This window comes from Psychrobacter piscatorii (assembly GCF_043641605.1).
GTDB lineage: Bacteria > Pseudomonadota > Gammaproteobacteria > Pseudomonadales > Moraxellaceae > Psychrobacter > Psychrobacter piscatorii_C.
On record NZ_JBHZRK010000011.1, the window covers coordinates 91,915 to 111,843 of the forward strand.

A 19,929-nucleotide genomic window follows, 5' to 3' on the forward strand; every position below is an offset into this window, starting at 1 on the left:
TTAACATCTAAGAGGTTTTTTTGTGGTCGATAGAAAAGTTATTACTCTTCTACCCACTCGCCTTTACGCCAGTACACACCCCAACGTGTGGCCTTACCATTCTTTTCAGAGCCGATGTACTGCTCTTTTTTCTTACGCGACCAGCGCAAGATAGTTGGGTTACCCTCAGGATCTTCATCGGGTCCTGCAAACAAGTACTGGAACTTGTCTTCCATCTTGTCTTTGATTTCCCGTAACTCAGCGAGCTTTGGTGGACGCGTTTCTCTAACCTTTGGAAACTTAGACGCCGCGAGGAACATGCCAGCCGCGCCTTCACGCAAAATGAAGTAATCATCATGCTTGGTCGATTTTAGCTCCGGTAGATGGATTGGATCCATACGTGGCGGTGCTGCTTCGCCTGTTTTGAGTACCTTACGAGTATTATCGCAGTTCTGACAAGCAAAGTATGGGCCAAAGCGTCCTGTCTTAAGCTCCATCTGCCCATCGCACTTATTACAGTCGATGGTTGGTGCATCTGAGCCCGGTACTTCGAACTTACCTTCTTCTAGGATATAACCGTCGCAATCAGGGTTGTTACCGCAGATGTGTAGTTTGAGGCCACCATCTACGATGTAACCATTCATCGCCGTGCCACATTTCGGACAGCGTTTTTTCTCCATCAAATCTTTAACTTCTGCCGCTTCATCATCGCCTTCTGCATCATCTAAGTTGGCAAATGCTTCGACTGGCATTAGATTTTTGGTGCCTTTACAGCGTTCTTTTGGTGGCAAGTTGTAGCCAGTACAACCCAAAAATACACCTGTTGAACCAGTACGCAGCTGCATCGGACGATCACAAATATCGCAATGCACATCTGGTACATCAGTCGGATCATTCGGACGCATACCATCTTTGCCTTTGGCATGCTCAAGGGTGGTTTTGAACTCACCATAGAAATTATCGAGCACGTCTTTCCAGTCTTGCTCACCTTCTGCCACATGATCGAGCTTGTCTTCAAGCGCAGCAGTAAAGGTATAATCCATCAAGTCTGGGAAGCTGGCCGTCAATCTATCGGTGACGATATCACCCATTTTTTCGGCAAACAGTCGCTTATTCTCAAGCTTCACATAACCACGATCTTGAATCGTTGAGATAATTGAGGCATAAGTCGATGGACGACCGATACCTTTTTTCTCAAGCTCTTTGACTAGGCTTGCTTCAGTATAGCGAGGCGCAGGCTTAGTAAAGTGCTGACTTGGATCAAGCTTATCTAAGTTTAACTTATCGCCTTTTTTGACATCAGGCAGTAAGGTATCGTCAGTCTTGGCTGGTGGCATCACTTTTGTGTAGCCATCAAACACCATGGTGCGACCACGTGCTTTTAGCTCGATATCGCTTGCACTGACAAACAGGTTCACTGATAGATATTTGGCAGGCAACATCTGACACGCCACAAACTGACGCCAGATCAGCTCATATAGACGTATCGCATCTCGCTCCACACCTTTTAGCTGCGTTGATTTCATATTGACATTAGAAGGACGAATCGCTTCATGCGCCTCTTGTGCGCCTTGTTTGTTGCCATAGAAATTTGGTTTTTCGGGCACGTATTTTGCGCCATAGCTGTCTTCGATATGACCACGGACAGCGGCGAGTGCGTCGCCAGACAAGAACGTCGAGTCGGTACGCATATAAGTAATATGACCCGCTTCGTATAGACGCTGCGCCAAAATCATGGTCTTTTTAACAGAGAACCCTAAGCGCGTACTGGCGGCCTGTTGCAAAGTTGAGGTAATGAAAGGCGCACTTGGGCGTGACTGCGTTGGCTTTTCTTCACGCTCTTTGACGATAAAGTCACTCGCTTTGAGTATCTCTAAGACTTTATCGGTCTGCTCTTTATTGCCAAGCTTTAGCGTTTTGCCGCCTTGCTTGGTCGCCTCTAAACGGATACCGATTTGCTCAGCATCTGAGGTTTTCTTGGCTTTGGCATTAGCAATGTGCGTGTCTGCATGGATTTGCCAGTATTCTTCTGGAATGAACGCGCGAATTTCATGCTCACGCTCAACAACCAAACGCATGGCGACCGACTGTACGCGGCCTGCTGATAGTCCACGAGCAATCTTTTGCCACAATAATGGCGATACCATAAAGCCAACGACACGGTCCAAGAACCTGCGCGCTTGCTGAGCATTGACGCGATCGATATCGAGCTTTGATGGTTGCTTAAAGGCGCTTTGGATGGCTGATTTGGTAATCTCGTTAAAGACCACACGCTGGTATTTGCTATCAGGCCCACCGATGACTTCTTTTAGATGCCAAGCGATCGCTTCCCCTTCTCTATCCATATCCGTTGCCAGATAGATTTTGTCAGCGTCTTTGGCGAGTGCTTTAAGCTCTTTGATGACCTTAGTTTTGTTTGGCAGTACTTCATAGACGGCCGCCCAATCATGCTCTGGATCTACGCCCATACGGCGTACCAGTGCTTGCTGTGCTTTTTCTTCTTTGGTCAGACTGTCATCTTTTTTAGCGGTCGTTGCTTTCTTTGCGCTTTTGCTCGCACTGACCGGCAAATCACGGACGTGACCGATACTTGAGCGTACGATAAAGTCATCGCCAAGATATTTATTAATCGTTTTTGCCTTGGCTGGTGATTCTACAATCACCAAAGACTTGCCCTTTGGGCTGTCAGCAGCTGGTGCTGCGGCTTTTTTGGTTGTGGTTTTTGCCATATTCGACGACACCATAATATAGGTAAATTAAAAAATATAAGTAAACTAAAAGTGAAATTACAGTCAGCAGTAAAGGGATTTATAGTAATAATGGCTGCTGATAAAAAAGGTTATAAAACAAATTATAACCATAAAATAAAGATATAGTTATAAAGACGTTACACTGCTGAGCGTTAAACTGTCAACTTTAAATAAATTGAATATGAAAAACTGCTTGCATATCGCCCTTTAATGGAGACAAAAAAGCGCTTTACTAGCCTTTCACGTCTTTTTGCATTTGTATCGCCCACTTCTCAAGATTGGCTTTGAGCACTAACAGATCTGCCTCAATCCGTTGCTGATGATACGTGGGATTAGAGTTTGGGCGCACGTAAGCAATATCTTCCCAATAGATGATAATGCTATTTGCCTTGGTCATCAGCCCTTTAACAAACGGCTCAATGCTCACTGGTAGCTCTAATGGTGCTTTGTCCAAGCTAAAATCAGTCTTTCTAACCGTTGGATTATTACTAATCTGACTAGAGCGAATAGCACTGGGAATAGTAAGTGTCTTGTCATCGTTACTTGTATCAACAAAACTACTATCTGGTCGCCATTGTCCATCGATCACTTGGTAGCGTGTATGCGGCAGTTTGGTCTCTTCTAATATCAGACAATACTGCCCAAGCATACCGCGACCATATTCATTATCACGACCCTTGATCCAATCAGGGCAAGCAACGAGCTTGGGATTAAGCTGTAAACGGCGCGCGGTCATACGCAGCTTGTCTAAACGCTGATCAATACCATTCGGTTTGAGCGCCATCATACTCCCTAAGACGAATAGTACGATGATAACGCCAATCACTGTTCCCATGATGCTCTGGCCTTTTTACTAAATAAAAATGATGCTAAACAATATCAATATAACTGTCACAGCTGATAACCACTGTCTACGCTAACAGTAAAAATAACGGCTTTATAAATAACTACTGTATAAATAGCTATCCTATAAATAGTTAACGTGAACTGGCGGCTACTCACATGACAGATAACGATATAGCAAGACTTATAATGAGCTCGAACCCGCAAAAATCAAGCACTACCACTCAACTACTACTCAAAAACTGACCGTATGGCTCACTCTTTATTTGTCAGTTATACTGTTAAATCAGACATTTAGCGTGCCTAGTAATAAGTGTCATAGCCACATACAAAAACCAGATACAAAAAGTGGTCGGTGTAAAAAAGTGCTATGATAAACCATAATTTTAAACGCGCGCAGGTTTATTATGAATTATCTTATTAAGTCAAACTCATCAAGCGCTTATCACGTGAGCAAGCTGACAGGTAAAATCCTGAGCAAAACTGGCATAAGCTTATCGCTACTTGGCGCAATCGTGCTGACAGTGTCAGGCTGTGCCACCACCCAAAGCCTGACCCCGCAGCAATGTCAAAGCAGTAACTGGCAAGAAGTCGGTTATGCTGATGGTCTACAAGGTCGTTCAGGGGCTTACTTCGGGCACTATACCAACAGCTGTGCAAGCATAGGCGGCGCTAGTCCTAACCGCATACAGTGGGAGCAAGGACGACAGCAAGGTCTGAAAAACTACTGTACCGAGCTGAATGCTTATAAGCTCGGTCGCGAAGGCTATGACTGGCAACCTGTCTGTCCATTAGAAGGCATTGAGAAATTAGAAGAAGCTTACTCTCAAGGACGCTACTACTATATCCGTCAGCGCGATCTAGACTACTTGCGCTCGCCTTATCCGTTTGGTTACGGACATCTGGGCTTTGGCTACCGTCCATTTGGGTATGGCTGGTAAAAAGAAAACCTCAGTGATGACTTAATTTGAGGTTTAAGTCGTCACTGAGGTCGGAGAAAAGCTTATTATTTTAATCGTTCTTATTATTGTTATAGCTCTCGCTCTATTCATTGGCTTGTTAATTTATATCGCCAATTTTTTACTGTAACGGACGTTGCATTTCGCTACTTATTACTATCGTTTATCGCTGCTATTATTCATTGACAAAGGCAATCTTGGTAAGTCCTGCTTGACTGGCAGCCGCCAAGACCTGAGCAACCGTATCATACTTACCTTCTTTATCGGCGCGCAGTTGCACTGAAGGATCTTTGCCAGTTGCGCCTTGCTCTTGCAGACGCGCCTCTAGCGCTTCCATACTAATGGGATCGCTATCCCAAAATATACCCGCGTCTTTATCAATACTGATTTGAATGGCTTCTGGCGGTGTTTGATTGACCTCAGCACTGGTCTTTGGCAAATCTAAAGGAACCGTCGGATTCAGCACGGTCGCTGTCAATAAAAAGATAATCATCAATACCAGCATGATATCGATAAGCGGAATGAGGTTCATCTCATTCATACCTTGAACGTCATCATCACCCAGTTGAAATGCCATAATTATTCTCAATACTTGTGTTTATTGTCATGCCGCCAAGAGGTGCTTTTTTATTCTGCCATAGAGCTGCTGTAGTGGCGCGCTTGCTGCGTGTCTACTGCTGCATCGATAGCATTTGAGCGATTACCTTTGACCGCCTGCACCGATGTTGCGCCTGCATTCGGGCTGGTAGACGATGGCACAGGCTCAGCAGACCCGGACAACAGATCATGTGCTCTATCATTGGCTTGATACATCACACGGCGATTGATACGTACTGCTAGGTTGTAAAACACGACGGCTGGAATAGCCACGGCGATACCCAGACCCGTCATAATTAGTGCCTCACCAACGGGGCCTGCCACTTGTCCCAATCCTGCCTGTCCACTCATACCAATATTATGCAGCGCGTGGAAAATACCCCACACTGTGCCAAATAAGCCGATAAATGGTGCAATCGCGGCCGTTGTTCCAAGGATAGGTAAGCCGCGCTCGCTCGCAAAACGGTAGCGTCCTATGTGCTTGAGTAATGTCTGTTCAGTGACCAAACGACGAGCAGCGGCATCGGAGCCGACTAAATCGGCCTGCTTTGCTTGTAGTTGTTGGCTCAAGTCATCTGCCACACTGGTCGCCAGTTTGCGACTTTGCAATACGCGGACGATACCTGTCACCCAAGAGAGAATAGATAACGCAAGTAACACAAAGAACAACGTCTTTGTCACCATGTCGCTGATCTGCCAGTATTGCATAAAGTCCATGTCAGACTCCTTAATGTTTTATGCCATTACATGCTACTAAAGTGAGTATCATGCCTTGTCTTATTATGAAAGATTATCAATAAATACGTTGTTATAAAATATAAATGCTTAAGGAACCGCGTAGCTGATCGGCAAGGTCACATTGCCCACCACTGGTGCGCCATTCTTGGTAAAGGGTTTGAACTTGCCAGAGCGTACTTGACGCTGGGCTTCTTTATCCAGCAAAGTATTGCCTGAAGACTGCGCCAATCGCACGCTATCGATACCGCCTTGTTTATTGACGCGCAGTACCAATACCACGTTGAGCGTATCACCTGAGCGCGCTCTACGTGCCGCACGATCAGGAAAGCTAAAGTTTGGCGCAGATGCCCAATTGGCAGCGCTCGCAGTAAAGCTCACAGGCTCATTACTCTGTGCTCGAGCAGCAGCTTCCGCAGCAGCCTCAGCTGCTTCTCTAGCGGCTTGTGCTTGGGCGGCGGCTTCTGCTTCTCTAGCAGCTTTGGCTTGTGCCGCAGCCTTAGCATCCGCGACTCTTTTAGCTTCTTGCGCTGCTCTGTCTTGTGCTTCTTGAGCGGCTTTTTTGACTCGGGCAGCAGCCTCTTTGCGCTGCTCATCAGCAGCCGATGTATCGACTATCGGTTCTGGGCTTATCTTTTTGGGTGCTGCTTCTTTTGGTACAGGCTTTTGACTACTCTCAGTAGATGTTTTTTCGGTTGCGATGATCGGCGGTGTTTCAGATACTTTTTTCACCGCAGGTTTCGCTGGTTCTATAGGTGTCTCGACACGCTTCTTAGGCGGTGGCTCTGCTTTCGGCTTTTTTACAGGCTTAGGTTGCACTTCTTTTTTGACGGTGACCTTTTTGACCTGCTGCACAAGTTCTTTCGTTTCTGCTATAGGCGCTGCGCTTTTAGTAGGTAGCGTAACGAACTCTATTTCAACCGGCGGTATGTCTTGTTTTGGCTCAGGCTGTAGTTTGGGCGCTTTTATGCTCACCAACGCAACTGCTGTTAGCACATGCAGCCCTACTACTACTAAAATAGAGAGTAGTATCGATCTGATTGGTGGGGCCTCTAAATCCGTTGAACTCATAACAGCCTAATATTTATTGTCCGGGATGGAATGGCGTAGATAATAATGCAAACGATAATTATTATCAATAATAATTTACAATATTTCTTTATCTGCCAACTTTTTTAGACTTCTTTTGCTTAGCTTATTTGATTAACCAACACCTCTGTTTCAGTACGTGTGACTCAGCTACTACCTGTCTTTGGAAAGAAAACATCACCTATTAAATAGTACAGCTACTGACTCAATTTGTAGACAATTATTTATAGATAGCCATCCATTGCTAATAAAAACCATTATCATTTGTATTGATAATGAGTCTCAACTACTTTATCATAGCGGCTGTTCTGTCTAGCAGTCCTATTTTAAAAAATGATTTATATAAGAATATTCAAACTATAAAAACGCCTAGCCTATAAGAATAAGGTTAGCAGGCAGAACCGATGAGATTTTTATCAGCCTATCTCGAATTTATTCGAAAGTATGCTTGATAACTCTCGTCATTCTCCTATTTTTTATTGTCCTACATATGCAATTAGATTGTTAAAAGATTGCCTAAATACACGATATACCGAGTCTATTATGTCTACCACTTTATTATCAAATCGCTCTACCAGTCCTTTTTTTAAGCGTCCATTATTGGCTACTATGATGACAGCTTTAATCGCTGCTATCAGTGTGACAGGTTGTAGCTCACCTGAGTCTGACGCCTCTGAATCAGCTGATACTACAGCTACCAATCAAACGGCCAATGAGTCTGCAAACGTTGCCAATAACGATGCCGTATCTGCTGAAAAAATCACGGTAAATACGGTCAAGGGTGATGTTGAGTTGGCAATGAGTCCCTCACCGTTAGTGGTGTATGACATGACCTTGATGCAAGACTTGGCAGCATTAGACGTGGCTGTTGACGGTATGCCAGGCAGTTTACTGTTAGACAATTTACACTCAAAAACGCAGCCTGAACCAAAAGCGGTCGGCACTGTGTTTGAGCCAGATCTCGAAGCATTAAATGCGATGCAACCACAAGCAATCTTGGTGGGCTCACGCATGGCAGAAAAGTATAACGAGCTGTCAAACATCGCGCCGACGTTGGATATGTCTATCGACACGGCTAATATTTATGAGTCGAGTAAGCAGCGTTTGCATGACTTGGGTGCGCTGTTTGGCAAAAGCGATCAGGCTGCTAGATTGCAACAAGATATAGATACGCTTATCGACGAGACAAAGGGTGTCACTAAAGATAAAGGCACTGGTTTGGTCGTTATGGTCAATGGCAATAAAATGTCAGCATATGGCGATAAATCTCGTTACGGGTTTATCCATACGGTGCTAGATGTGCCAATGGCAGATAAGCAGATTGCCGATGCTCCTCATGGACAGCCGGTCTCTTTTGAGTATATCCAAAAAGCCAACCCAGACTGGTTGTTTGTTATCGATCGCAGCGCCGCGATTGGTGAAGATGGTATCGGTGCCAAAGCCGTATTGGACAATCCGCTGGTCGCGCAAACCAATGCTTGGAGCAAGCAGCAAGTGGTTTATCTAAGCCCAGACTCTTACCTAGCGTTTGGTGGCTATTACCAATGGATGCAGGATCTCACAACGATTAAAGATGCCTTTGCTAACGCTAAGTAACTGTGCTTATTGTTGAATAATTGCCCTACTAGGTCGTTGCGCAAGTAATTGCACACAACGTAGGCAATTATTACTACCGTTATCGCTGCTCATTTTTAAGCCAATAGAAATTATGCCGTTATTTTCAAACCGTGCTCGTGCTAGGCTCAAACCTAACGCTTCTTTGCCAGTATCAAATTGGCAAGGAAGCGCTAGCCATACTTTAGGCTCGAAATATCGACGTGCCGCCATACCACCGTGGTTAATCAACACCGCAAGCCTCATTATCATGGGGCTTTTGGTGTTATTGAGCTTATCTATTGGTGTGGCTGACTTTTCGTGGTCGGGTATTTTACAAAGTATCATTAGTCATAGTGCCAATTCCGATAGCTCGCTACTACTGGTCAGCCGTATCCCGCGTACCGTTGCGATTATTCTGACTGGCATTGCGATGGCGGTGGCGGGAATGATCATCCAAGTGGTGCTAAAAAACCGCTTTGTAGAACCATCCATGGTCGGCGCTACCCAAAGCGCCGCGCTCGGCTTGCTAGTGGTCAGTCTGCTATTTCCTGCCAGTGCGCTCATTGTGAAGATGAGCGTAGCGACCATCGCCGCTGTATTCGGCATGATGCTCTTTATGCTGCTCATTCACCGTATTCCGCCGACTGATTTTTTGATGGTTCCACTGATTGGTATTGTTTTTGGTGGCATTATCGAAGCAGTCACTACCTTTATCGCCTATCAAACTGAGTCGCTACAGATGCTCAGCGTCTGGCAGTTTGGGGATTTCTCAGGTGTCTTGGCAGGTCGTTATGAACTGCTGTGGCTCACGGGTGGGCTGTGTGTGCTCGCCTATATCATCGCCGATAAACTAACCATCGTCGGTCTGGGTGACAATATCGCGCTGAACCTAGGCATTAGTAAGCGCCAAGTGACGTGGATCGGTGTCGGTATGGTCGCCATGATGAGTGCCGTCGTGGTCGTGACGGTCGGTATGATTCCTTTTATTGGCCTCGTCGTACCAAACATTGTGAGCCGACTGATGGGAGATAAGTTGCGTCGCAGCTTGCCCGCAGTCGCGCTACTTGGCGCTTCGGCAGTATTGCTGTGCGATATTATCGGTCGCTCGATTCGCTATCCGTTCGAAGTGCCTGTTGCTACTGTCTTTGGCGTGGTCGGCACGGTACTGTTTTTGTGGCTATTATTGCGCGCGCCAGCTGAGCAATAACACTATGTTCACCAGCTATGTGATCACTTTTGGCACTCACTTACCGTCGTTCATTTTTGCCTTATTAGATAAGCTTGGCACCATAGGATTTTTGTATGTTCTCATCAACTAAGCTTACTTCTACCAAGACTAATGCTACCAAAACCAGCACAGCGATAGATAACTCGTCTTCAGCAGACGGTCAGTATTCAGCCGCTGCCCAAAGTCAGTTCGCAAAATTTTGGGCATGGATAGCTGCGCATCCGAAATCCATTGCAGGCGTTATTCTACTGATCTCGATGACCTTGTTTATGACACTCAATGTCAATGGCTATTGGGACTTTGCTCTACCATTACGCGGCAAGAAATTACTGGCTCTGATGGTGGTTGGCTATGCGATTGGCGTGTCGACGTTACTATTTCAGACGTTGACTCATAATCCAATTCTAACGCCCTCCCTACTCGGGTTTGATTCACTCTATGTTCTGTTGCAGAGCTTACTGGTTTTCTTTTTAGGGGCGGTTAGCTTTACCAGTCTCGATCCTATTGCCAAGTTCACGCTAGAGATTGTCCTGATGTTTGGGGCATCTTTATTATTATTTAAGCTATTATTTTCTAAAAGCAGTCAGGATCTGACACGCTTGATATTGGTGGGCGTTATCTTTGGTGTGTTGTTCCGCAGTTTATCAGCACTCATTGCACGGCTAATTAACCCTGATGATTTTGTGGTTGTACAATCTGCTAGCTACGCACAGTTCAATACCGTCAATCCTCAGCTACTAGGCATCAGCTTATTGATCTGTGTCATCACTGCGGTGTTTGTCTGGCGCTGGCGTTATCAGTGTGATGTGCTGATGCTCGGTCAAGCCCAAGCCATCAACCTTGGTATCAACTATCAACGTCTGGCATTTGGCCTATTAACTGTTATCGCAGTGCTAGTCGCCACGGCTACCGCATTGGTCGGTCCAGTGACCTTTTTTGGTCTATTGGTTTGTGCATTGACCAATCGCATGGCACGACATATGTATCATACTGAGCGGCTGATACTGGTCAGTTTGGTTGCCATGATTTGTCTGGTGCTGGGTCAAACACTCTTTGAGCAAGTGCTAGATATGGCAGGCGTATTGTCCGTCGTGATAGAGCTAGCGGGTGGATTGATGTTCTTGGCCTTGATATTTATGTCCCAGCGCCGTTCTGTATGACCACTTAACTGATGCTGTTAATAAAGAAAGCCCTAAGTTTTTTTAAAATAAGACGATTATGATTAAACTGAATAATATCTCTCACTATATTGGCAAACAACAAATCTTGCATGACATTACGTTGTCCCTACCAACGGCGCAGGTGATTGCTTTGATTGGGCCTAACGGCGCTGGGAAGTCTACGTTATTTTCTGTCATGGCTCGCTTGCAACCGCTACAATCTGGGCAAGTGAGCTTCGCTGTAGATAATGAGGAACGTGATATTGTCAGCTGTCAGGCGCGCACACTTGCCAAGACGGTCGCGATGCTCGGACAAGACAACCATGTGCAAGGACGCCTACGCGTACATGAACTGCTGATGTTTGGTCGTTATCCTTATCATCAAGGACAACCAACCGCTGGCGATCAGCAAAAAGTACAAGAAATCCTCGAACGCTTTGAGCTTGAGCCGCTTGCTGAGCGCTTCTTATCGACATTGTCAGGTGGACAGCGTCAGCGCGTGCTGATCGCCATGATTGTCTGCCAAGATACGCCCTATTTATTGCTCGATGAGCCACTAAACAATCTAGATATGTATCATGCTGGTCGGCTCATGCGTGAGCTACGTCAGCTTAGCCACAATCAGCAAAAAACCGTGGTAATTGTCCTGCATGATATCAATCAAGCAGCGCAGTTTGCCGATACGGTCGTTACAATGAAAGCAGGAGAAGTGACGGCGGTTGGTCGCCCTGCTGATGTTATTACTCAAGAAACGATGAAAGATCTGTACAACGTTGATGTCACTGTCCTAAGTCATCAGGGTCGTCCTGTGATTGTGGATACGGTTTAAGTACAGCATTTCGCAAACAACAGAAGAAATTATCGATGCATAAAGCGCTATTAAATAATCGATGGATGAACTACAAAAACCTGTCTCTATTCATTTTAGTGATTAGCTTTTGCCTGTTCATTTATTACGCTTTAAATAAAGAAGTATCAGATACCTTTTTTTGGTTAGGAATGACTTTATATTTTCTAAGATTAGTGGTTATTCCTATGGATTTTACTCAAGATATTGCTTCAGTAAATTACACAAAAAACTATGACGAAAATAATGGTTGGCATAGGTGGGTCATGCTAGGTGAAAATTTTGCTTGCTCTATTTTCACTGTCTGCATAGCATACGACATATTTTTGTTATTAAAGTGATAACTAGGGTATGGTTTTCATTTAGTAAATAATGATCTAAATGAAAACACACCCTAAGAATATAAATATATCATCGGCCCTTTTGCAACGCCTTTAAACGCTGCTGTCGGCCTCTCCACCAGAGATACACACCTGTCCCTGATAGCACCGCAACTACCAGTCCAACCATTGCCAAAAATGCTTGATACAGTCGATGGCTCCAACCTTGACCGATATGTCCCATATGCAGCGTTGACAGCCATTGGTCTACTTTGTTACCAAAACCGCTTTGATAACCAAAATTAACGCGCGCGACCTCTCCTGTGGCAGCATCAACCGTAATAGATGATGCGCCGCCGTGTGTACCAACATCTCTATCGGTCTTAAAGCGCATTTGCCACTGCTTGTCTTCCTCCACCCAGCGGATACCCAATAACTGCTGTACAGCCGTGCCATTCTGCCGCGCCGCTATATTGGCTTGGGCACTTAGGTAGGCAATGCTATTGCTCTTATTGACTGCTTGAGCAGTGGCATCCGCTGTATTACGGCTATCGTTAACAGTCGTATTTGAGTTTATAGACTTATCTGTCCTACCTTGATTTTCCACTGTTTTATTCGGTTCAGGCTTGGTTGGCGGTCGCCCTCTTTCTCTTGGCGTCAGACCGACCACCGCCTGCATCACAGGCTGATATACGGGTTTTAGATTAAACCCAACGCTCGACCAAGCGATGACAAATAGCATAACCCATAGCCACAGACCAAACGCATGGTGCAAATCATAGTTCAGCTTAAAGGTATTGGTTTTGCGGCGAATTTTCCATGCAGGTAGCCAGCGCTTCCAAAAAGACGCGCGTTTTTTCTTAGTTAATAACACCGTAGCGCGTTTTTTGGTAGCACGCGGGAACGTCAGATAGAACCCAATAAAACAATTGAGCGTCCATACCAGCGCGACGATGCCCAATGTCAGCCTACCAATATCACCAAGCAATAAATCACGATGCAGCCAAAATACTTTCCACATAGTATTATGCCATGCCCAAGTATCTTTATTCCGTGTGCCGACGATGTCGCCAGTATGAGGGTCAACATAAACCTCATGAAAGGTTGGCTCAGGCGCGTCTGAACTGGCATTGCCGCGCCATCTGTCTACAGCAAATACAACCGATTTACCGTCATCAATAGCGGTTGGCATACTAGAAAACGTATATTTTGGATATGTCGTTATTACTGTGTCATGTAGCGCTGCGATAGATCGTAGCGATGTGTTTTGCTTCTCGATATAAGCCAGCTTATGATTGAATATATCATCCAACTCATCATGAAACGCGAGCAGCGCACCCGTGAGGCTGGCAAGGATCAAAAAACCCGCCATTGCCAGACCCGTATAACGATGTATCCACAAGCAGGCTTGGCGAGGAGTAAATGGCATAACAAGTCCTATCTTCATAAAAGTATATTTTTCTTATTTGGCAACAATGGATCTCATTTTTAGCGTTGTTTTCAAAATGAGGACACGTCCTAAAAACACCAGCTACCTGTCAACAAGTAGCTGGTGTGATCATCACGATAAGTAGAGTCTAATATTGACGCACTTAAGTATTGGCATACTCATGCACCAAGGGTTATTGTCTAAAACAGATAGCTCAAAGACACTTTGGTTGTGCGTCCTTGCGCATAATCCGTACGGTCAGGACTTGAGGTAATGACACGCGAGGCATGACTGGCGTAGGTTTCATCAAATAAGTTATAAACGCCGATGCTTGCTTTTATGCCATCAATATTAGTTGGCTCATAGCTCATAAAAATATCATGCACATCGTAACCAGGCTTGTACTCATTGCTGTCGCCAACTTGGTTTTTGAGGTCATGGACATACTTACTACGCCAGCCAATATTTACCTCAGATGTTGGTTGATAGCCAATATTGACGGTGATGCTGTCACCCGTATCACGGTATAAGCTATCCCCCGTATCCTCTCCTTCACTGCGCGCCCGCGCATAGCTTAGGCCGACATTGTAACGATCTGCGATATAATCAGCAGCCAGCTCTACCCCCTTAATATCAAAGCTCTCGTCTTTGTTGACTGTACTACGGCATGCACCTGTACCACTACTCTCACCCGTCTGGCAATCCAAACCACTGACACTTTCAATCACATCATCTAACGCGGTGACAAAATATTTGCCTGATAAGCGTAATGAATCATCAGCAGTGGTAATGCCATGAAACAGGGAAACAAAGCCAACCTCTGTATTGTCACCTGTTTCAGGATCTAGATCAGGAGTCAGATAGATATTGCTACCGCCGCGATTGCGAATCACTTCATTAAGATCAGGGCCGTTAAATAGTTGGGTGTAGCTGGCAAAAACACTGGTGCTGGGCAAAATATCATAGCTGGCTGCAAGAGCGCCTACGACATGGTCATAAGTCTCGCCGCCTGCGACATCCTCAGGCGCGACATAGTGATCGTAACGCACCCCTGGAGTCAGTGTCAGCTTATTAAAGCGCCACTGATCTTCCACAAACACCGAGGTGCTCTTGGCGCTATCAGAGCCGCTAACAGACTCATTGCTACCGCGCTCAACGCCTTCATAGTCTGCGTCTTTTTGATAGTGCTCCACGCCTGTGATGAGCTTATGTGTGCTTTCACCGTTTTCAATGCGACTGATGTTTTGGATTTTTCCACCAGTGGTAGTGGCACGGGCATCAAATGAGCCGCCATTACGCAGGATTTGCGTTTCTGTATCATAGGCGCTGATGTCCAAATCGATATAGGGGTTATTAGGTTGGTAGCGGTAGCCGACGGTATAGGTATCGCGGTTCATCTCTTGCGGGATGGCAGGGTTCCAACCATCGGGACCGGTCAGCGGAAAATCTGGACGTATTGGATACTCCCCTGAGTTTTCAGTACGCTGAAAACTGGCACGAATGCGCTGCGTAGGTGTTACGTACGCACCCGCTTTAAGCAAAAGACTTTCAGCATCGCTTTCATTGGTTTGGATAGCGCGACCATCGCCATCTTCACCCGCGTTCGCACTGCGTTTACCATAGTATGCGAGCACGTCAATATTGTCAGTGGGCATAGCAAATACTGTCGCTGATCTTAGCAGCTCATCGTTATTGCTGGCATAGCTGGCATTGATACGCGCGCCCATTTTTTGATTTGGACGTAATAGGTCAACAGCATCTAATGTAGTAAAGGCGACGCCACCACCAATAGCATCATTACCGAGCGTCACTGAGTTGTTACCCACGGCCACTTCTGCAGACTTGAGTAAATCTGGGTCTAATAAAATATCTCCCATATGATGGAACAGGTAGCCTTCTTGACGCGCACCATCGATGGTGACTTTTAGATTGGTATCGTCCAGTCCGCGTATCTGTATGCGCTGACTCACTGCAGATGTACCGCCAACATTCACTCCAGGCACCACTTCCAAAAAGTCACTTAACTGGCTCGCTTGGGTGGCTGGTGTGTCGTCAGCCATATCGACCGCATCATTTTGCACACCATTATTTCCAGCACTATTGGCAGTCACCGTAATGGTCTGCAAGGTGGTATTTGGCACATCATCTGCGATAACTGCATTGGCAGCCTGCGCCCATAATATCGCTGCTACGCCAACAGACAATAGTCTCAATTGATTAGATGATTTTGCTGCACACATCACTCACTCACTTTATTTATTGTTAACATCGTTGTTGTTATTGACCATTATTTATAAGAATGAGATGGTTAATGATAATAATTATCATTTATAAAATAATGAGGTATAATAACGAAGTATTAACAATTTGGCAACAATGAATATAAAAATTTCTTAGTCTCAATTTTTATATTCATTGTTGGGATACTTTTCTTAAAAGTATAATCTTGTTTTAACCACAGCCATAAAGATAAGAATAATGATGTAATTGCAAGGAGCGTCTGATATCAATACCTGCTGATACTTGTTTTTTTTGTACTACTGTACTAGAATGCTGATACAAGCCGAGAGCTTCATGGCTACCCTGACTTTTTTTGATTAAGACGACTGATTATAAGACGATAAATTATGAGTACCGACCCTTATCACAGCTTACTGAGTCATCTGGCAAACTGTACTGATAACGCAGATATCGAAAAGCTACTCAGTGCCCTGCTGACGGATAAAGAGCAGCACGACATTGCTAACCGTATTCGTATCTTTGACTTGCTTGATCGAGGTATCACGCAGCGTGACATCTCTGAGCAACTAGGCGTTGGTATCGCGACGGTCTCTCGCGGCGCTAGAGCCATGCACAGCCACGATGTGAGTGCATTGCTTGCGACCCATAGAGAACGCGCTTAAACCACCGATCCCAATACCGCCTACCCTTTTACTCATTACTTTATTAATTGTTGATTGACACATATTTGAACCACTTTGGACTTTATTATGACTGCTAGTACACCCATACATACCCAACCTGCACCTATCGATATCCCGAGCAAACCACAGCGCATTAAGCTCACGCAAGATATCGATTTTTTTGCGCTATTCAAACGTATCGAGAGCGCTTTCGACACCTGTTATTTACTCGAATCATTAGGCGAAGACAGTCATATCTCACGCCATCATGCCATCGGTTTTGACCCTGTGACCACCATCGCCGCTATTGACCGTAATACGCTCGCTATCACTGACAATAAAACAACTGAAACGACTCGTTATCAAACTGACAATCCTTATCAATTGCTTCGCGCCATCACGCCGCAGCACGTCATTGCCCGTGATCAAAGTGGCGGTCTCGTCGGTTATTTGGGCTATGACTGTGTGAATTTTTTTGAGCCAAGCCTGACAGCCAAAGCCAGTGAAGACTTTGAGCCGTTTAAATTTGGCGTCTATCTAGATGGATTAACGCTAGATAAGATGACCGGCGAGATTTTCTATTTTTATTATCCAACCGCTCAGCAGAATAATCGCATCGAGCAAATCAAAGCCCTACTTGATGAGCCGGTTCCCAGCTATGAAGCGCCCACAGTCGAGTTTTTGGGCGATGGTATGAGTCAAGAGGAGCATGCCAAGGTAGTGATGCAAGTCAAAGAAGACATTATCTCTGGTCGTATTTTCCAATGTGAGGTTGGGTTTAAGTCCAAATATCGTATCGCTGGCGACAAAATGCCCATTTATGAAAAACTACGCGCGGTCAATCCATCACCGCACATGTATTTTATGAAATTTGCTCAGCAGTGCATTATTGGTGCTTCCCCTGAGCTCCTATTCCGCTTGCGTCAGGGAGAGATGGAAACTTACCCACTCGCAGGGACAGCTAAACGCGGCGTCGATGTGGTCGAAGATCGCAAACTTGCTCGCGCCCTACTCAACGATGACAAAGAAATTGCCGAGCACAACATGCTGGTCGACTTGCATCGCAATGATATTGGCCGCGTGGCACGATTTGGCACAGTAAAAGTGCGTAGTTTGATGGACATCAAGCGCTTCTCACATGTGCAGCATATCTCCTCTGAGATCGTTGGTATCTTGCACCCTGACGAAGATATGTTCAGTGCCCTTGCCAGCAACTTTCCCGCAGGTACGTTATCAGGCGCACCCAAGGTAGAGGCTATTAAGGTGATTAATGAGCTCGAGCCAGATGGGCGCGGTGCTTATGGCGGCGCGCTGGGGTCATTTAACTTCAATGGTGACTGTATCTTTGCCATTCCAATTCGCAGCCTGTTTATCAGCGGCGAGTCAGCCTACGCGCAAACGTGCGGCGGCAATGTCTATGACTCAAACCCAGCGGATGAGTATCTAGAGATTCAGCGTAAGCTGTCGGCGATGAAAGTCGTACTAGACAGCTTTATGCAACCATAATCACCCCTATTTTTATCAAAGAGTTTATACCCCATGAATGTTTTAATTATTGATAACTACGATTCGTTTACCTTCAATCTCTACCAATATGTCGGCGAGATTTTGCAAACCTTGAGTGATGATAAAGAAACTAGCGTCATCGTGAAGCGCAATAATGAGATTACCCTCGCAGAGGTAGAAGCAATGAATCTGGATAGAATCATCATCTCACCAGGTCCTGGCTCCCCTGATGATCCTGCGTATTTTGGAATTTGCGCTGATGTCATTGAGACATTGGGCAAAACCATTCCGCTACTGGGCGTCTGCCTCGGTATGCAGGGCATCGCGCATGTGTTCGGCGGTGATGTGATACGCGCCAGTGTGCCAATGCATGGCAAGGTGTCATCGATTCGTCATGATGGTAAGGGTATCTATCAAGGCTTACCGCAAGAGCTTGAGATCATGCGCTATCACTCACTGGTGGTCAAAGCCGATACGATCCCAAGCTGCCTAACGATTACCTCAGTCGTCGCCAATGACGATCGCGCAACGTTAAGCTTTGATGAATCAGCGCTGACAGGTGATGAGATTATGGGACTGGCGCATAAAGACTATCCGATACAAGGCGTGCAATTTCACCCAGAATCCTTTGCTACTGAAGGGGCTAAGCATTTGCTGAGTAATTTTTTATTGCAGGTATAAATGCTACTATCCAGCCACGTCTTCCATTTTAAATAACAGTCGATTAAATTTAGACCACGCCCTAGTAGCAGTTTATAATCTTTTAATGATAGACTGAAAGAACAAACAAAAGACAGCCCTTTAATCGGTTGTCTTTTCTTATTGCAGTATAGCTTGGCGCGCTTACATCACAGGCGCTTTGGCAATAACCCAATGTCATTTAGATCGTAAGAAGAAACCACTATGGCAAATATTGACAGTACAGCGGCGATACACTCGCATCAGTCATGGATAGGCATTGTCCAAATCATTACCGCGGCAACCTGCTGGGGGACGCTTGGGATATTCTCAACCTACCTCAATCAAATGGGCTTTAGTGGTTGGCAAGTCACGATATTACGTATCGTGACGGCAGCAGTGATTATCTTAGCCATGCTACCGACCCTATGGCCACAGCTAATCAAATTACGACCCAAGCAGTGGTTTGGGCTGGCACTTCAGTCCTTGATTGGTGTACTGGGGATGTCCGTCTGCTATTTTTTTGCTGTCAGTTATGTTGGCGCGGGCCCTGCGGTGGCTTTGCTTTATACCGCGCCTGTATTTAGCTTGTTATTCTCAAAGTTTTTGCTCAGCGAGTCCATTACGCGCAAATCTATCGCACTGGCATTCATGGCGGTGTGTGGGGTTGGGTTGACGATGCTGGGTGAGCAAGCAGAGGTTAATTGGGGTGTTTTGCTCGGGTTGGCAGCAGGGATGTGCTACTCACTATACGGTGTGCTCGGTAAGCGTGCGATGCATGACGCGCACCCTGCCCCTTTGGTATTTTTCACTTCCGTGGTGATCAGCGCGTGCGGGCTGCTATTACTGCCCGAAACGTATCATACCTATGAGCAGCTAATGTCCTTACCACTACTGACTTGGGGCTATGTGTTAGGGCTATCACTCTTGGGTACTGTCGTGCCCTTTGGCCTTTATATGAAAGCATTAGAGAAGCTCCCCGCCTCTCGTGCGTCTGTTTTTACGATTTTTGAGCCGTTGACGGCGATTGCGCTGGCAATGATGCTGCTACATCAAACTCTGTCTTGGATTCAATATCTGGGCGTGACGCTGATTTTGCTGGCGGCGTTGTTAAATGCAGTGGTTAATGGCACAACCACGCGCGTCCCTCGCTGGCTTAAAAGACGGCAAACGGTTTAGCTTTACTGTTTGACATTGTACGATGGCCAAACCTGAATAAAAAAAGCCCCAACAATGAACTGCCCCCCAAAACTTGGACGGTTTAGTTTACCCCAAGGACTGAGTTCTGTATTGCACAGGACTCAGTCCTT

16 protein-coding genes are annotated in these 19,929 nt (G+C 45.7%); 9 read left to right on the top strand and 7 right to left on the bottom strand.

Going from position 1 to position 19,929, the window contains the following annotated elements:
- Positions 1 to 41 precede the first annotated feature (41 nt).
- Entirely contained in the window at positions 42 to 2,708 is a 2,667-nt protein-coding gene (topA, locus tag ACHUET_RS11010; RefSeq protein WP_394212791.1) for a type I DNA topoisomerase, read from the bottom strand.
- A gap of 253 nt (positions 2,709 to 2,961) precedes the next feature.
- Positions 2,962 to 3,564 (bottom strand): hypothetical protein, encoded by a 603-nt coding sequence (locus tag ACHUET_RS11015; protein WP_394212792.1) that lies wholly within the window; start codon positions 3,562 to 3,564, stop codon positions 2,962 to 2,964.
- Between the two features lie 415 nt (positions 3,565 to 3,979).
- On the opposite strand from ACHUET_RS11015, the gene ACHUET_RS11020 reads away from it, so the two are divergent.
- Complete coding sequence (locus ACHUET_RS11020; protein ID WP_394212794.1) at positions 3,980 to 4,513, top strand: DUF2799 domain-containing protein; 534 nt, start codon at positions 3,980 to 3,982, stop codon at positions 4,511 to 4,513.
- Positions 4,514 to 4,706: 193 nt separating this feature from the next.
- Here ACHUET_RS11020 and ACHUET_RS11025 read toward each other — a convergent pair whose 3' ends face one another.
- From ACHUET_RS11025 to ACHUET_RS11035, 3 genes are all read right to left on the bottom strand, one after another.
- Positions 4,707 to 5,108 (bottom strand): ExbD/TolR family protein, encoded by a 402-nt coding sequence (locus tag ACHUET_RS11025; RefSeq protein ID WP_071002155.1) that lies wholly within the window; start codon positions 5,106 to 5,108, stop codon positions 4,707 to 4,709.
- Between the two features lie 50 nt (positions 5,109 to 5,158).
- A complete protein-coding gene (locus ACHUET_RS11030) occupies positions 5,159 to 5,845 on the bottom strand; it encodes a MotA/TolQ/ExbB proton channel family protein (protein ID WP_394212796.1) in 687 nt (228 codons plus the stop codon).
- Positions 5,846 to 5,953: 108 nt separating this feature from the next.
- On the bottom strand, positions 5,954 to 6,934 hold the full coding sequence (locus ACHUET_RS11035) for an energy transducer TonB (protein WP_394212798.1): 981 nt from the start codon (positions 6,932 to 6,934) through the stop codon (positions 5,954 to 5,956).
- A 561-nt stretch (positions 6,935 to 7,495) separates the two neighbouring features.
- On the opposite strand from ACHUET_RS11035, the gene ACHUET_RS11040 reads away from it, so the two are divergent.
- The 4 genes from ACHUET_RS11040 to ACHUET_RS11055 all read left to right on the top strand — a co-directional run bounded on the left by ACHUET_RS11040 (position 7,496) and on the right by ACHUET_RS11055 (position 11,765).
- A complete protein-coding gene (locus tag ACHUET_RS11040; protein ID WP_394212799.1) occupies positions 7,496 to 8,548 on the top strand; it encodes a siderophore ABC transporter substrate-binding protein in 1,053 nt (350 codons plus the stop codon).
- A gap of 112 nt (positions 8,549 to 8,660) precedes the next feature.
- The gene (locus ACHUET_RS11045; protein ID WP_394212801.1) at positions 8,661 to 9,755 is read left to right on the top strand and encodes an ABC transporter permease; all 1,095 of its coding nucleotides are present in this window, start codon (positions 8,661 to 8,663) and stop codon (positions 9,753 to 9,755) included.
- 95 nt (positions 9,756 to 9,850) lie between these two features.
- Complete coding sequence (locus ACHUET_RS11050) at positions 9,851 to 10,936, top strand: iron chelate uptake ABC transporter family permease subunit (protein ID WP_394212803.1); 1,086 nt, start codon at positions 9,851 to 9,853, stop codon at positions 10,934 to 10,936.
- 58 nt (positions 10,937 to 10,994) lie between these two features.
- Positions 10,995 to 11,765 carry an iron ABC transporter ATP-binding protein gene (locus tag ACHUET_RS11055; RefSeq protein ID WP_394212805.1) on the top strand — a complete coding sequence of 257 codons (771 nt, stop codon included), beginning with the start codon at positions 10,995 to 10,997 and terminating at the stop codon, positions 11,763 to 11,765.
- A gap of 429 nt (positions 11,766 to 12,194) precedes the next feature.
- Here ACHUET_RS11055 and ACHUET_RS11060 read toward each other — a convergent pair whose 3' ends face one another.
- Together ACHUET_RS11060 and ACHUET_RS11065 are read right to left on the bottom strand one after the other, a co-directional pair.
- Positions 12,195 to 13,532, bottom strand: a complete 1,338-nt coding sequence (locus tag ACHUET_RS11060) for a PepSY-associated TM helix domain-containing protein (RefSeq protein ID WP_394212807.1) — start codon at positions 13,530 to 13,532, stop codon at positions 12,195 to 12,197.
- 200 nt (positions 13,533 to 13,732) lie between these two features.
- Positions 13,733 to 15,772: a TonB-dependent receptor domain-containing protein gene (locus ACHUET_RS11065; RefSeq protein WP_394212808.1), complete on the bottom strand. Its 2,040-nt coding sequence runs from the start codon at positions 15,770 to 15,772 to the stop codon at positions 13,733 to 13,735.
- Positions 15,773 to 16,159: 387 nt separating this feature from the next.
- On the opposite strand from ACHUET_RS11065, the gene ACHUET_RS11070 reads away from it, so the two are divergent.
- The 4 genes from ACHUET_RS11070 (at position 16,160) to ACHUET_RS11085 (ending at position 19,798) form a co-directional block, all read left to right on the top strand.
- On the top strand, positions 16,160 to 16,435 hold the full coding sequence (locus ACHUET_RS11070) for a Trp family transcriptional regulator (RefSeq protein ID WP_394212810.1): 276 nt from the start codon (positions 16,160 to 16,162) through the stop codon (positions 16,433 to 16,435).
- A gap of 87 nt (positions 16,436 to 16,522) precedes the next feature.
- Positions 16,523 to 17,941, top strand: coding sequence for an anthranilate synthase component I family protein (locus tag ACHUET_RS11075; RefSeq protein ID WP_394212811.1), 1,419 nt, complete (start codon positions 16,523 to 16,525; stop codon positions 17,939 to 17,941).
- A 33-nt stretch (positions 17,942 to 17,974) separates the two neighbouring features.
- On the top strand, positions 17,975 to 18,622 hold the full coding sequence (locus ACHUET_RS11080; RefSeq protein WP_394212813.1) for an anthranilate synthase component II: 648 nt from the start codon (positions 17,975 to 17,977) through the stop codon (positions 18,620 to 18,622).
- Positions 18,623 to 18,844: 222 nt separating this feature from the next.
- Complete coding sequence (locus ACHUET_RS11085; protein ID WP_394212815.1) at positions 18,845 to 19,798, top strand: DMT family transporter; 954 nt, start codon at positions 18,845 to 18,847, stop codon at positions 19,796 to 19,798.
- Positions 19,799 to 19,929: the final 131 nt, after the last annotated feature.

Coding starts and splice junctions, on each gene's coding strand:
- topA (WP_394212791.1), bottom strand. CDS start 2,708: ATGGCAAAAACCACAACCAAAAAAGCCGCAGCACCAGCTGCTGACAGC.
- ACHUET_RS11015 (WP_394212792.1), bottom strand. CDS start 3,564: ATGGGAACAGTGATTGGCGTTATCATCGTACTATTCGTCTTAGGGAGT.
- ACHUET_RS11020 (WP_394212794.1), top strand. CDS start 3,980: ATGAATTATCTTATTAAGTCAAACTCATCAAGCGCTTATCACGTGAGC.
- ACHUET_RS11025 (WP_071002155.1), bottom strand. CDS start 5,108: ATGGCATTTCAACTGGGTGATGATGACGTTCAAGGTATGAATGAGATG.
- ACHUET_RS11030 (WP_394212796.1), bottom strand. CDS start 5,845: ATGGACTTTATGCAATACTGGCAGATCAGCGACATGGTGACAAAGACG.
- ACHUET_RS11035 (WP_394212798.1), bottom strand. CDS start 6,934: ATGAGTTCAACGGATTTAGAGGCCCCACCAATCAGATCGATACTACTC.
- ACHUET_RS11040 (WP_394212799.1), top strand. CDS start 7,496: ATGTCTACCACTTTATTATCAAATCGCTCTACCAGTCCTTTTTTTAAG.
- ACHUET_RS11045 (WP_394212801.1), top strand. CDS start 8,661: ATGCCGTTATTTTCAAACCGTGCTCGTGCTAGGCTCAAACCTAACGCT.
- ACHUET_RS11050 (WP_394212803.1), top strand. CDS start 9,851: ATGTTCTCATCAACTAAGCTTACTTCTACCAAGACTAATGCTACCAAA.
- ACHUET_RS11055 (WP_394212805.1), top strand. CDS start 10,995: ATGATTAAACTGAATAATATCTCTCACTATATTGGCAAACAACAAATC.
- ACHUET_RS11060 (WP_394212807.1), bottom strand. CDS start 13,532: ATGCCATTTACTCCTCGCCAAGCCTGCTTGTGGATACATCGTTATACG.
- ACHUET_RS11065 (WP_394212808.1), bottom strand. CDS start 15,772: ATGTGTGCAGCAAAATCATCTAATCAATTGAGACTATTGTCTGTTGGC.
- ACHUET_RS11070 (WP_394212810.1), top strand. CDS start 16,160: ATGAGTACCGACCCTTATCACAGCTTACTGAGTCATCTGGCAAACTGT.
- ACHUET_RS11075 (WP_394212811.1), top strand. CDS start 16,523: ATGACTGCTAGTACACCCATACATACCCAACCTGCACCTATCGATATC.
- ACHUET_RS11080 (WP_394212813.1), top strand. CDS start 17,975: ATGAATGTTTTAATTATTGATAACTACGATTCGTTTACCTTCAATCTC.
- ACHUET_RS11085 (WP_394212815.1), top strand. CDS start 18,845: ATGGCAAATATTGACAGTACAGCGGCGATACACTCGCATCAGTCATGG.